10 protein-coding genes and 1 rRNA gene are annotated in these 13755 nt (G+C 37.9%); 5 read left to right on the top strand and 6 right to left on the bottom strand.

The features are described 5' to 3' along the window. The first annotated feature begins 187 nt into the window (after window positions 1–187). Window positions 188–299, top strand: a 5S ribosomal RNA gene (gene rrf, locus QNI15_RS38540). Window positions 300–1047: 748 nt separating this feature from the next. Here rrf and QNI15_RS38535 read toward each other — a convergent pair. After that, window positions 1048–1707, bottom strand: a complete 660-nt coding sequence (locus tag QNI15_RS38535) for an NAD(P)-dependent oxidoreductase (RefSeq protein ID WP_314037497.1) — start codon at window positions 1705–1707, stop codon at window positions 1048–1050. Between the two features lie 173 nt (window positions 1708–1880). Between QNI15_RS38535 and QNI15_RS38530 the strand changes: the two genes are divergently transcribed. From QNI15_RS38530 to QNI15_RS38520, 3 genes are all read left to right on the top strand, one after another. Further along, the gene (locus QNI15_RS38530) at window positions 1881–2219 is read left to right on the top strand and encodes a winged helix-turn-helix transcriptional regulator (protein WP_314037495.1); all 339 of its coding nucleotides are present in this window, start codon (window positions 1881–1883) and stop codon (window positions 2217–2219) included. Between the two features lie 137 nt (window positions 2220–2356). Then, window positions 2357–2695, top strand: coding sequence for a PadR family transcriptional regulator (locus QNI15_RS38525; RefSeq protein ID WP_314037493.1), 339 nt, complete (start codon window positions 2357–2359; stop codon window positions 2693–2695). 4 nt (window positions 2696–2699) lie between these two features. Then, window positions 2700–3365, top strand: coding sequence for a hypothetical protein (locus QNI15_RS38520; protein WP_314002745.1), 666 nt, complete (start codon window positions 2700–2702; stop codon window positions 3363–3365). Between the two features lie 189 nt (window positions 3366–3554). Here the strand turns inward: QNI15_RS38520 and QNI15_RS38515 are convergent, their stop codons facing one another. Continuing rightward, entirely contained in the window at window positions 3555–4181 is a 627-nt protein-coding gene (locus QNI15_RS38515) for a hypothetical protein (protein WP_314037491.1), read from the bottom strand. Continuing rightward, window positions 4168–4683: a sigma-70 family RNA polymerase sigma factor gene (locus QNI15_RS38510; protein WP_314002741.1), complete on the bottom strand. Its 516-nt coding sequence runs from the start codon at window positions 4681–4683 to the stop codon at window positions 4168–4170. Before QNI15_RS38510 ends, QNI15_RS38515 begins: the two co-directional genes overlap by 14 nt. An 831-nt stretch (window positions 4684–5514) precedes the next feature. Between QNI15_RS38510 and QNI15_RS38505 the strand changes: the two genes are divergently transcribed. After that, on the top strand, window positions 5515–6180 hold the full coding sequence (locus tag QNI15_RS38505) for an IPT/TIG domain-containing protein (protein WP_314037489.1): 666 nt from the start codon (window positions 5515–5517) through the stop codon (window positions 6178–6180). 15 nt (window positions 6181–6195) lie between these two features. Here QNI15_RS38505 and QNI15_RS38500 read toward each other — a convergent pair whose 3' ends face one another. The 3 genes from QNI15_RS38500 to QNI15_RS38490 all read right to left on the bottom strand — a co-directional run bounded on the left by QNI15_RS38500 (window position 6196) and on the right by QNI15_RS38490 (window position 13306). Next, on the bottom strand, window positions 6196–7113 hold the full coding sequence (locus QNI15_RS38500; protein WP_314037487.1) for a helix-turn-helix domain-containing protein: 918 nt from the start codon (window positions 7111–7113) through the stop codon (window positions 6196–6198). A gap of 354 nt (window positions 7114–7467) precedes the next feature. Continuing rightward, window positions 7468–8466, bottom strand: coding sequence for an aldo/keto reductase (locus tag QNI15_RS38495; protein ID WP_314037485.1), 999 nt, complete (start codon window positions 8464–8466; stop codon window positions 7468–7470). 421 nt (window positions 8467–8887) lie between these two features. Beyond that, window positions 8888–13306 (bottom strand): DUF7619 domain-containing protein, encoded by a 4419-nt coding sequence (locus tag QNI15_RS38490; protein WP_314037483.1) that lies wholly within the window; start codon window positions 13304–13306, stop codon window positions 8888–8890. Window positions 13307–13755: the final 449 nt, after the last annotated feature.

The following is a 13755-nucleotide window of genomic DNA, read 5'->3' as shown; positions in this document are numbered from 1 at the left end:
CTTTGTTATACTTAAACACTCGTTAATGAGTTTCTCTCTTTTCCACTTGTCAATTTTACTCACTAGAGTAGTACACTCAACTAAGTAAGATGAGTAAAACGAACTTCTAAAACATTGTCGCAAGACAAATCAGTCGCAAGACAAATCAGTCGCAAGACACAAAACATTGTCGCAGGACACCAACATTGTTGGTGGTTATAGTGAAGGTGATCACCTCTTCCCATTCCGAACAGAGAAGTTAAGCCCTTTCACGCCCATGATACTGCCTTCACCGGTGGGAAAGTAGGTCGCCGCCACTTTATTATTACTCTTTATTATTGCTAAGCCACTCTTAATGAGTGGCTTTTTGTTTTATAGACCTTACTATAGTAGTTCTCTCATTATCTGTCCGCTTTAGTCCTGTTCCAACTGACTTCTGATTTAGTTGTGCTTGCTTTTTAAAAAAGAAACAAAAAACGGCAGTCCCTTTTCAATAGAAATAGAAGATTTAATTTTATCCAACACGAGAAAATGCTGATATATATCTGATTCTTCTGACCATTGATAACGTAAATGTACTCATCAGCTGATTCTGAAATAAGACAACTCAAGAATAATGACTTTACTCTGCTGAAAAAATATAACTAAGTCGTTATTTGTAGAAAGAATATAGGTTAGTGTCTTTACGTTTCTCTATTTAGAAAATACCATTACTACGTCAAATAGGCAGTATCTGAATATGTTTGGAGAGTTTGTTCAAAGTCAAATAGTTAAAGAATCAAACTATATCTTGTTTTTTCAAGAAGAACAATTGATGTTGAATAAAAAGGTTCAGCAAGAATTAACACCCTGCGCTTACAAATCATACTTACCTATCTTAGAACACACTATAGAGTTAAACCGGATCTGTTTCGGTGTATAATAGAAACAACTATCAAATTTGAAGGATGCGAAGGATTTATTAAGAATGAGTGAGTATATTTGTTTATTTCTTCTGTGTATAGTTGTGCTTACGTATTGAGCTTACCGCAAAACTTTTGTTGAGCGGAATTGATTTCAACTAGCATTTTACGATTCGGATAAAATGGGGGCTTTATATAGGAAGACATCCTGATTAAGCTGATCTACCATAAATTTGGCTACCAACATTCTACTTATTTTAAAGGGCGAAGGAGTTGCGTGGTAACTAACCACGAGTTTTCCCTGATTGGTAGTATTGGTGAGTCCTACGGGTCGGGCTATTATCCAATCCAGAGCTGATTGCTGTATCAACAACTCCTGTTCGTTATGGTCGGCAAACACAATTTTAAAGTTAGTTAGTCGGATAACCCACCTCATAAACCAGGGAGCATAGGAATAGGAATCTCCTGCCCCAATAGACGAAAGTGTAACAATACGTCTGATACCATACTCATTCATTGTTTTTATTGCATTGCCGATACTTTTTTCGAGTGTTTTCGGTGGAGTAATCAGTTTAAATGAAAAGCTGTCTTTTACGGAAAGAGCACTCAAGGCACTTATCACATAGTCACATCCGGCCATAGCTTTTTGCACATCTTCTAAACTAGTCGGAGATCCTTTATATATGGTTAGGCGTTCGGAAGTTATCGTAAGCTTTTCAGGATTACGGACCAATGCAGTAATGGAATATCCCTTCGCCAATGCATACTCGACTATCAGTTGACCTGTTCGCCCGGTAGCTCCGAAAATAAGAATTCGTTTATTCATATAGGTATGTCTAAGTATCCTAGTGCTGTCATTCTATTAAAATCAGATGGTAAGCAGATTACAGTTGCCATCTGTTACTGTCGCAAAACTAGTTATCTTAGCATTTGATTTGTAAGCACTAAACAGGTAGTAAGTGCTTACTGACAGGTTAGTAATGGTTATTTCAAGGTCTTATGTCAACTCATACCAAATGTTCAAAAGAGGATTTACGGGCAGTAAAGGATGCCTTGGAGGTGCTGAATGGCAGGTGGAAGCTACAGATACTGATTGCTTTATTGAATGGAAAAAGAAGATTTAAAGAGATTGCCAGAGAAATAGAGGGTATCAGCGACAGGATGCTCTCAAAAGAACTAAAAGAACTGGAGACAAATCATCTGGTTACCAGAGTGGTAATTGATGCATTCCCTCCAGTGGTAGAATACACTGCTACCACTCATGCTGAATCACTGCATAAGGTGATTTATGCGCTTAAAGAATGGGGGTATTATCATAGAAAGGAGATTATTGGTTGAGGTCCATACTGCCTTTTATCAATGGTGTTTTCTCAATCCCATTGTATTGCACTTGCCTACAAACAAATTCTTTATATATAGAAAAGTAATATACCTAAGATTTGTAGGTGTATAAGAAAGTTGTATATATTTGGCACATGAATCCACAAAGCCAGAATCTCCTGAAAGGTAGTCTGTCAGTTATCATTCTACGACTACTCGAAGACCGTGAAAAAATGTATGGTTATGAAATTACACAAAAGGTAAAGGAGTTAACCAGTGGCCAGATGCAACTCACAGAAGGAGCCTTGTATCCGGCATTACATAAGCTGGAGTCAGAAGGTCTGCTGACTACCGAAACCCAGATTGTAGAAGGAAGAGCCCGCAAGTACTATTCTTTGACTAAACAAGGCAAAACTGAATCGGTGAACCGTTTAGCTGAAATGACAAACTTTCTGCAGAATCTACAAATTATCTTAACTAGTAAACCTATCTGACCATATGGCTTTGACAACTGAGTATATCCGAAAAATACAGGAACACCTGTCCTCTTTTCAGTTGGAAGAAAAAGAGTTTTTGGCAGAAATGACAGACCATTATATTTCTGCTATTGAAACACAAATGAATAAAGAAGTTTCTTTTGAAGCTGCCTTACAACTCACAGACACAGAGTTTGGAGGCCGAATGGGTCTTATAGAATTAGAAGAAAGTTATAGACAACTGATGGGAAAAACTGTGCTGGGACTTTACTGGAATGAGTTCAAAAGAGCTATCACCCGTGTGCCTTCATTACTTGTGTTTCTGGCCATTGGAAGCTTCTTTTTTACGGTTGCTCTCAAATCCAAAAATCCATTGAGCATAAATGATTTTATGAAAGGGTTTACAGTGGGGCTTAGTCTTATTAGCATGGTTTTTATCATACAAATAGGAACTCGCACTACAAAAGGGAGTTTGACACGTCGTCTGGGAGTCAAGCTTATCTTCACAGGTATTTTGTCATTTATGATACTGATTGCAGCCAATAACAGAGGGTTTATTGAATATATGTATTCAACCCATGCGCTTCTTGTCCCATTGTATTATACACTGATTTTATCCTGGTATTTAGTAACAGTTCTTACCTGGAGGCGAATGACGAAAAAACATGCCATAAGTACAGACCTGTAATTGATATACGTATCGAATAGTAATGTCTACCCTTTGTTTTTGGGCGTGTCCATATAAAAGCGAAAAACAAACGGATTCCATGTAGTATCGTTGACGTCCGTCTTTTTGCCTGATCAAAAAGACGGACGCATAAACACACATGAAAGGATTGAGCAACGAATAACTGGTGTAAAAAGGCAAATAATTCCCTTACTCCTGTGGAGAAGCACCTGTCTCATACTCACTCAAAATGTCTTTTATCTGAGCCAGAGGTCCAACAAAACTCTTATAGTTTTCGGCCCGTATAGCTAAATAACAGGATAAAAGAGTAATCAAATAGGTGATCACTGCACCAAATGGAAATGCCTGAACGCCTCCAGGTACATAAATCGCAAATACCAAAAACACCCCAATGGCTGAAATCAGAGGAATTAGAAAGAATTCATACTGCTTCTTAAACCGAAAAAAGTTTTCCAGCAAGCGTTGTTTTTCAAGTAAATACTCGTAGATAGAAGATGTTTCATTGGAGACAATAGTGACAACAGCAAAACGTTTGAATTTTTTAAGCAGCATAACTGTAAAGGGAATGTAAAGTATTATACCTGTCAGGCTGAGCAACAGAATAGGCATGACAAACCAGTATCGGATTACCAGATGCCCGCATAGAGCGTATATCAGGATCTGGAATGCAAAAGATGCCCAGAAATACTGCATTGAAGACCTTGTATGCTGATTGACCCGCTTTTTAATGACTTTCTGAAAGGCGAGCTGATCGTAAGGGGTGGACTCACAAAATGATTGACCCCATTGTTTCTTATATTCATCAAGAGTTGACATAATTGGTGACGTTAGTTTTTTTTAGTTGTTCTTCCAGTTCTTTTTTAATCCTGACCAGGCGCACACTTACATTGGAACGAGTGAGTCCTGTAATGGCTGCGATTTCTTCATAACTCATCTCATCAAGATACAACAGCACAATAGCTTTGTTTAAGGAAGACAGTGTCCCGATTGCCCGAAAAAGCTGTTGAATGCTTTCTTCCAGCTGATCTTGTCCCGGTTCTGCAATTCCATAGTGCTTCAATGAGATGCGTTCATCTTGCGTCTGCTTATGTTTACGACGCCATCCTAAAGCTGTATTAAGGCATACCTGATACATCCAGGTAGAGAATTTCGAACGGGCATCAAACCCTGGATAGGATTTCCATAGCTGGTACATCATCTCTTGCAGCATATCTGCCCGTTCCTCTGTGTCTTCAAAGTAGATACGACACACTTTATGAGCGATTCCTATGTTTTCATTAATATGCTGAATAAATTGGGTATCTACAGGTGTTTTCATTCGCTGTATGTTTCATTCATTTATCAATTAGTTGCAGAGAGGTCAGAAAAACTACATCGTCTATGATTTTTTTCATTGGGAGTTAGGGTGTCTCTCAGTGATAAGTGTTACACCTTTTGATGCCATCACATAAGGAATTATTCTTATACTAGCCAAGTATTAGCTTTTACTTGGCTAGTATATTATTTATGTCGGAGAAAGTTCGGCAATCATAACAATGATTTTACCACTGTGAGGTTACTATATTTTGCTCGATGATTCTTGAGAATAATTCTCCCTAACTTGATTGAACTATATCTACTTTGACTACTGATATTTTTACTTGCACCCTTACAGGTTTCAAGCATTGGGTATCAATCAAGGTTATATTGGTAAGTAAAGATAAAATATTGCTCTTTACTACTTGGTTAATATGATTACAAAATACAGTTAGTTAGCAGGAATGCTACGATTGACTGATTTTCATTATGACAGTGATGGAGAGTTTAATGAATAGATATACATGCTATCTGCAAAGGAATTGCATTCACTGCTGGTTGTTCTTGTCAAGAAGTATTAGAACTTCCTAAAGCTGATGTATATAAGTTTCCAATAAAGGAAATTCATTGCAAAAGGCCTCAAATTCGGACCTATAGTTACTGTAGAGTAAGCCATCAAAATCATCCCGCCTTCTACCAAAATAACATACTATTTTTTATCCTATAAAATGTGAATCCTCCAATTACTCTCACAAAAAGCAAAGTAACATTTTAAATGTTTACTTAATTATCAAGTAAAAGAATCTTATATTTACTACTGGCAGTCAATTCCTTAACATCCATCTATACCTCTATGAAAACAACTACCATTAGATTGCTTTTAGCTATGCTTATGCTATTTTCCTGTGAGGAAGATCCTGGAAAAAGCGGAGTACAGGTACAAAACCTTTTTCCCAAGGGAGGACCAAGTGGGACATTGGTTACGCTGCATGGAAAGATGTTTGGAAAGGTCAAAGAAGATCTGGAAATTAAATTTAATGGGAGTGACATCCCTGCTACTATTGTTTCTGTTACAGAAACAGAGATAACCCTTCAGGTTCCACCCAATGCCGCATCTGGCTGGCACACATTGAAACGAAAAGGGTACATTGAAAACTCATTTGGCTTTTCTATACTTCCAGCTCCTCTACCTTATATCACTAAAATAAGTCCGGAAAGTGGCAAAGTAGGAGATATTATTACCATTTATGGCAAGTACTTTGCTACCAATAAAGCACAACACAGATTAAGCTTTCATGATTCTACCAGCGCAACCGGAGCTTTGCTGGATCTGCGTCCGGAAGAAAGTCCCGCAGCTCCTTTTTCTGAAATAATATTTGCCACTACAGATTCAGTTGGTGTAAGAATTCCTCCCAGAGTAGGTACTGGCTATATCATGATGTATATGGATTATACAGGCACAGGCACCTTTACAAATTATTTCACCATCAGTACACCTGTAGTCACAATAGTAAAATAAGGCAAAACTCTCGCTCTAGTGAAAGGATTGCCGAAACTCCAGTGGGGAGAGGTTGGTTTTGCTTTTAAAGAGTTTATTAAACGATTGAGGGTACTCAAACCCCAACTGGTAAGCTACTTCACTCACCGATAACCCTGTAGTAGACAAGATAGTCTTAGCCTTTTCGATGAGTTTATTGTGAATATGCTGTTGTGTACTCTGTCCGGTGTGAACCCGAAGCATATCACTAAGATAACTTGCTGAAACATGCAGTTGATCCGCTACATACTTTACTGTAGGCAGGCCTGACTTTTCCAGTTCAACACTAGCAAAATAGACATCCAGAAGTGTTTCCAGTTTGATCAGTAAGCCGTTATTGGCCAGTTTTCGGGTGATAAACTGTCGGTTATAAAACCGGTTGCAGTAAGTAAGCAACAAATCAATATTAGATACTATCAGTTCCTGAGTAAAAGGATCTATATTGGTATCTATCTCACGTTCAATATTGGCTACTAACTGCATGATAGCCTGCTCTTCCTGTTCGGATAAATGCAGGGCTTCATAAGCAGCATAGGAGAAAAATCCATAGGACTTAATCTTACTGGCTAGTGGATAGGTTTGCAGAAAATCCGAATGAACTATCAACATAAAACCTTCCAGACTGGTAGGCGTATCCGGATCAATAGTGATTACTTGCTGAGGAGCAACAAACGTCATCATACCTTCATCAAAGTCATAATATTGTTGTCCATATTTAATCTTTCCCTGATAATTTTTCTTGAGAGCAATGTGGTAAAAATTGTAGGATATGGATCTTGGAACTGTCCCTGTTGATATCATGTCTTCAAATCTGATTACACTGACCATTGGATGCTTTGGCTTTTTCAAACCTAGCAGATGGTGCATCTCTGATATAGACAGGATCGGTTTGGGAGGAGTGACAGGCTGCTTCATTGAAACGAAAGATTGAAATCGTAAAGGTACATGAGTAATGCCAGAGTTTAGTTTTACCTGGATGCTTTGGACTTAATTTTTTTCTGCGCATAGTTCACGGCAGGGTTCCTGAATGAATCCAGATAGATCGTCTCTCCCTTAAAGAACATTTTGATCAGAATTTACGGCAGTTTTGTGTTTGTGCATAACTCACGGCAAAACTTTTTTTGATCGGAATAAACCGCAACATCCAGGTTTGAGCGAAATTCACGGCAAAACACTCAGTTGTCGTGAATTTCGCTCAGGTGCTTTCTAATATATACAATTTTGGGATGGACTATATTTGGGATGACTCCTGTATGGTATGTACAATCTTTATTCGACCATTGTCATAGATACGGAATCGTACCGGTCACCTGTTTGAGTACCTAGCGGAATAATCGCTTCCAGTCTTTGTAACTCATCCGATGACAGAGCTATGTCAGTAGCAACAATATTCTGTTCAATATATTTTACCTTCTTGGTTCCCGGAATCGGGACAGCACCTTTTGCAATAGTCCAGGCAATGGCTAGTTGTGCTGTAGTAATGCCTTTTTCAGCAGCAATGGCTTCAATTTCTTCCAGCAAACGGATATTTTTCTGAAACTGTTCCCCTTGATACTTTGGTATATTTCTTCGGAAATCATCTTCCGGAAAGTCGTCAGGGGATTTAATTTGTCCTGAAAGAAATCCTCTTCCGAGTGGAGAGTATGCAATAAACCCAATACCTAGTTCCTGGATTGTAGCCAGAATACCTGCTTCCTCAACAGTCCGTTCAAACAGCGAATACTCGGTCTGCAAAGCCGTGATCGGATGAACTGCATGTGCTTTTCGAATAGTTTCCGAACCAACTTCCGACAGACCCAGGTATTTTACTTTGCCTTCTTTGACCAGTTCAGCCATTGCTTCGACCGTTTCCTCAATAGGCGTGTCTTTATCCAGACGATGGAGATAGTATAAATCAATAGAGTCGATGCCCAGGTTTTGCAGAGACCGTTCAACTGCCTTTTTTACATATGCTTTTTTTCCATTGATGCGCCAGGTCATTTGTTCGTTGTCATCAATCTCAAAACCAAACTTGGTAGCAATGATGTACTTATCACGATTCCCTTTAATAGCTTTGGCAAGCAGTCGTTCGTTGAGTAATGGTCCATACAGATCGGCGGTATCCAGAAAGTTTCCACCTAGTTCCAGTGAACGATGGATAGTAGCAATAGACTCTTTTTCGTCAGCCTTGCCATAGATATCCCCGCCTGCGATGGGAGTCATTCCCATACATCCTAACCCAATGGAAGGAACTACCAAGCCCTGACTGCCTAATTTTACGTGTTTCATAATGATGGTATGTGTTAACATGAAAAGATGATACAAAGGTGAAAAAATGCAGATCTTTACATGTATCCATATTACGGCAAGTATAATCCAAATCTCGGGTTAAGCAGTATGGGAGGAATTACGGAGAAAGGGTAAGACTGCTATTATGTCCAACGCTTAGGGGAAAAGACTAGCTGATGATCTTATCAGACACGCAGGAGTTCAAACAGATACTTGCTCTTAGGAGCAAAATGGATTTCGACAACATCACTAACCGCAAATGCTTTCCAATCCTTGTAAGACACATTAAACTTGTAGTCCAGAATAGTCAGAAAGTGGTAGAGGGTTATCTAAAGTTGCTATTAGTTATGCCATTATTAGGATGGTTTGTTATAAATTTTACAAGTATTCTAAAAGTCTGTAACAAACCATCCTAATAAAATTATCTACATAAAACTATACGTTTAACAAAAACAGCATCTTTTGTCTGAATTTTCACAAAATACACTCCAACAGCATAGTTTGTTAGGTCAAATTCCTCTCCAATAGCCTCATTTAATTTACTCTTTGCAACTTGATGAATGATTACTCTACTCATCCTATCATATACATCTATTGTTGCCTCTGTTACACCTTCTGGAAGTTCAACCACAAAACGGCTTTCTGTTGGGCTAGGATAAATCCCAGTTAGTTCTATGAGTTCTTGACTTGTGAGTATAAACTCATAAGGATCAGAAAATTCAGACATACAATCATGGCTAGTAACTTTTAAAGTATAAGTACCACCTTTCTTCACCTTTAACTTTTGTGTATTATCAGATAGCGAAGTTCCATTCCAAAGCCAGTTATACTCTTCAGCTTCTATACTGGATCGCAATTCGAGTGTACCTGTTTTAGCAATAACAGGTTTTATAGGGTTCTGATAACGAATAATAGTTATCACAGTCTGCAAGGAGTCAATATTACACGATCCTGCAGGAATACTCCAAATAAACGTATTCTCACCATAGGTCAAGCCCGTTACTAGTGTATAAGGGTCGGAGGGATTATCTATCTGTGCTCCACCTTTTATCCGTTTCCAACGGCCTTCACCATAGAGCGGATTTTGTGCTTCCATTTGTATTGTATCCTGCTCACAGAACGAACGGGCTTTACCTCCATATACAGCCATATTCAGTTTACACACAACTACATCGGCAACATGATCTTTGGAAACAATAGTAGAAGGAATATAAAGGGTATTGAAAACTGTGTTGGTGCGTACAGCAGGATTATAATCAAAAAAGATATCAGCATAGTTCTCAATCCGTTCCCCTATAGGTAGACTATTAAGAGGTTTAACTGTAAATTTTACAAACCCATTGCTCCCTTTCTGATCACGGGTACTGTCTGGAAGGTTAATATCTCTAAATGTCCAGGTTAATATTGGATTTCCTTTTCCAGATACAGTAAAGGTATATGGATGAGAAGCATTCTTTACCTGAAGAGTGCTTATATCTAGTTTTTCTGATAGAGTATCAATTATCACAACCTTATAGGCGTAGTCTGTTCCTGTATTTTGAAAACGAATTGTGTATTCCAGTTCTTTACCTAATGATGTATAATGTTCAGTAGAAATACCAGTAGGAAGAACCAGTTTATCATTGGGATCATAGGAGTCTATTATAGGTAAGCATTCTATATCTACTTCCGGTTCTGGATCATCACTAGGTAGTTGAGCTACAAATCCAAGGCTTACATTACCTTGAGAATTAATACCACAGGCTTCTATTGTCAGATTTGTAGATTGTTTTACAGGATGTGCAGAATGCTGATCCACCTCCAACCTGAGAGTTTTACCATTTGCAGGAACTTTCAATAGCAGGCTGTCTCCCGCAGCTAGTTTTGTCTTACTGGTAAATGCTAAGTTAGCATCTAGATAAATACGAAAATTGGTACTATCAGACATATTGCCAGATCCGGTATTATATATACCTAAACGTATTCTTCCATTTTCCACACATTGGGCTTTGAGGGTAATATCTGATTGATCCCATTGAGAAGATATCGTTCGGGTATTAACAGGAGTAATCCAAACTTTTGTACATTGTGTCAATCCCCTTATAGAAGGATTATTACACATCACGGAATCAACAATCCAAATAGAACCACATTGTTCCGCATTCAGATTTCCTACTGAGAATACATAGTTTTTATTTTCATCCTGTGTATAAGGAACACTGGCAGAGACTAATACTACATAAGGTGGAAGTTGCAAATAAACTTTTACATCAGAAGCAGAAATACCGCCTGCATTACAATAGGAAATCGTTGTCTGACCTGAGAAACAACGACGACGACGGGTAGATGTTACACTTGTTGTAAGATATGGTGTTAGGATAACTTTATCTCCAAAGTTATTATCTAAACTAATTGTATTGTACATTTTAAAGGAAACAGTATGTGTCTTTGAGCTAGGACAGAATTGTGTAACAATCTTATTTTTTTCAAGATCCAGACGCTGGCTCACTGTAAATATCCCAGTATCAACCTCAATACTATATTTTCCTTCTTTATCTGAAATGCTATAATAAGAACCTGGCTCGGCTACCACCACTACACCTGGAATAGGTTCTTCTCCTTCATTTTGCTTACAATCTCCATTTTTATCATGAAATACTGTTCCTTCAATATGGTTTGCTATATTTGGAACAAAAGTCTTTTGAAGATGAAGTGTGAACAAATGTGTACTAGGAAATGGATTATATGGCGTTAATTCACCTCCATATCCATCTGAAAAGATCCCTCCCTCTATGTTTAATATATTTACTGCACTCTTTATAAAAGGAGGTAAAGGACTAAGGTTCCAGTCAGTTGTCTGGCCAGTAATAGTAGAACAAACTGTAGTTCCTCCATAGGTAAATTGTCTATAACCTATATATAATACAGTATCTAAAATAGCAAGAGTAGAAGGCACTGAATTATCTATGGTTTGTAAAGGTTTTATCTGATGTGTAAGAATATCTACTTCTGTTAACCTGTTTCTCGGTTTATCATCTATGTGAGTATATTCTCCACCTACATATAAACTATTTTTGAAAATCTCCAGACACCTAACCTTACCTTTAGAAATGCTACCATCATAACCATTTCTGTACTCTAATTTCGGATTCCAGCTAGTAACGATACCAGATGTTTTGTATACAGATCCTAATCCACTTCTTGATCTTCCACCCAATTGGTTAAAATTTCCTCCTGCATATATCAAATCTTTAAAAGCCGCTATTCGAATAACTTCACCATTGGCATCTGGGTTCCAGTTAGCTAATGTACCTGTAGTAAGATTGAGTGCAGCCAGATTGTTACGTGTGACGCCATCTATATTATGAAACATTCCTCCTAAAAAAGCTATTCCATCTTCAATGATAATATCATTGAAGTAGCCATTACCTATGTAGGTTCCTATTGAATAGCGAAGCTTAAAACTCCATGTTGTTACCTGGTTAGACATAAGGTCAATCCTTACCAGAGAAGTATCAGTCAGCATATAAAGTAGATTTCCTTTTGCACTAATCTTCTTCACTCTAGAACTAAGCACAGGAATATTCGGATTGAAGTTGCTTACTAATCCAGTGGTAATATCAATTGCTGCAAAGTTATTTCGAAACTTCCCACCAACACTATGTAAATACCCACTGACAAGGACTGAATTTTCTGAAGCATATACATAGCTTGCCATGCCATTAAGCCCTGGATTCCAATCTAACTGTCGTCCGGTAGTTGCGTCAAAAGCTGCAGCATAATTCATCATTTGCCCCCTTGAAGTACCTCCTACTACATAGATAGTATTTTTCCAAACATTAAAACCTTGCAAATAGATGTCAGGTAGCCCTCTCAGTCGCCAGCTCAGTAGTGAGTTTGAGATCAAATCATATCCAACGATATTGCCATCAAGGAAATCTCCACCAAAAAGCGATTGACCACCTATATAGAGTTTCGACTCCGAGACAACCAGAACCTCAACGCCCCCGATTAGAGAAAGAGCCCAATCTGTAAGTGTGCCGTTAGTCAAATCTATACAAGCTATTCTTTCACGTTTAACACCTCCTATTTTTAAAAAGCCCCCTCCCACATACAAATGATCCTTAAATACGGCTAAACTCTTAACTGGACCATCAGTAGCCATTATCCACGGAGTAACTGCTCCTGTAGTAGCATCCAATTCTGCCAGATTAGTACGCAGTTGACCACTAATAGAAGAAAAATTACCACCTAAATAAACTTTATTATTGACAACCACCATACAATAAACACCACTCTCATCCATGATAGAATTCCACGTCAGTACAGGGTTCCATGGGGTAACTTTTAATGATTTGAGATCAATAGCAGCAGCATTCGTTCTTTGTTCACCATTAACGGCAGTGAATTTACCTAATAGATAAAGGGTATTGTTAGATCTTGCTAATTTTGTAATCGCAGGTATTAATGGATATGTAATGTCTACCTGCCAAGATAGATCTAGCGAATTATCTGCTAATAAATGAGCAATACCATTACGCTTTACCCCTTGTATTTCACTAAAGTTTCCACCTATATACCATCCTCCTTGTCCATCTTCTAGCGCAGTTCTCACTGTGCCATTAATCAAAATTGATCGATTATTTACTACCCTACCATCTGTCGGATTAAGCAAAGCAGCTCCACCCGTTACCGGGCCAACATAACTAAACTTACCACCCAGATATACAGTATTTCCACTTCTTGCAGCAGTGTAGATATCTCCACTTATTGCCCATTTTCGTAAATCATCCTGAGCATACAAAAAATGAGTAAGAAAAATAAATAAATTCAATAAAAGTAATAGTAAAAATCTTGTCATAAGTTAATAAACTTGTTAGTAATCTTTTCTATTGATTCTTTCTACAGAAACTAGTAAACAAAACAATTCAATTTATTGTATATTCACAACTATCCTCTTATCAATTTGCGTTGATAAATGCAAATTGATAAATGACTATAATATAATCTGCAGAAGTAATCACATCAGAACGAGAAATTTGTAAAAAGCAACCTGGCAAGTAGGTTAACTGGATACAAGTACTCAGAATGTGTGAATTGGAGGTTTCCGGAAGATTGCATGTTGCAGAATTTATTACAATTCTCTCATTTATAGGTAGATCTTCCTGAATAAAAGTTTTATGTCTGACTGCTGGACAAACGGAATAAAAGCGAGGCAGTAGTAGTTATCAATGTGTGAAAAAAGAAGAAAAACTACTCCCATCGCTTTTGAACAAATTTAAGAAGGATTTGCCCAAAAGCCAACAAACC

This window comes from Xanthocytophaga flava (genome assembly GCF_030068545.1).
Taxonomy (GTDB): Bacteria; Bacteroidota; Bacteroidia; order Cytophagales; family 172606-1; genus Xanthocytophaga; species Xanthocytophaga flava.
Note: the sequence above shows the minus strand (reverse complement) of the source record. Positions and strands in the feature narration are given on the sequence as shown.

Coding starts and splice junctions, on each gene's coding strand:
- QNI15_RS38535 (WP_314037497.1), bottom strand. CDS start 1,707: ATGAATAAACGAATTCTTATTTTCGGAGCTACCGGGCGAACAGGTCAA.
- QNI15_RS38530 (WP_314037495.1), top strand. CDS start 1,881: ATGTCAACTCATACCAAATGTTCAAAAGAGGATTTACGGGCAGTAAAG.
- QNI15_RS38525 (WP_314037493.1), top strand. CDS start 2,357: ATGAATCCACAAAGCCAGAATCTCCTGAAAGGTAGTCTGTCAGTTATC.
- QNI15_RS38520 (WP_314002745.1), top strand. CDS start 2,700: ATGGCTTTGACAACTGAGTATATCCGAAAAATACAGGAACACCTGTCC.
- QNI15_RS38515 (WP_314037491.1), bottom strand. CDS start 4,181: ATGTCAACTCTTGATGAATATAAGAAACAATGGGGTCAATCATTTTGT.
- QNI15_RS38510 (WP_314002741.1), bottom strand. CDS start 4,683: ATGAAAACACCTGTAGATACCCAATTTATTCAGCATATTAATGAAAAC.
- QNI15_RS38505 (WP_314037489.1), top strand. CDS start 5,515: ATGAAAACAACTACCATTAGATTGCTTTTAGCTATGCTTATGCTATTT.
- QNI15_RS38500 (WP_314037487.1), bottom strand. CDS start 7,113: ATGAAGCAGCCTGTCACTCCTCCCAAACCGATCCTGTCTATATCAGAG.
- QNI15_RS38495 (WP_314037485.1), bottom strand. CDS start 8,466: ATGAAACACGTAAAATTAGGCAGTCAGGGCTTGGTAGTTCCTTCCATT.
- QNI15_RS38490 (WP_314037483.1), bottom strand. CDS start 13,306: ATGACAAGATTTTTACTATTACTTTTATTGAATTTATTTATTTTTCTT.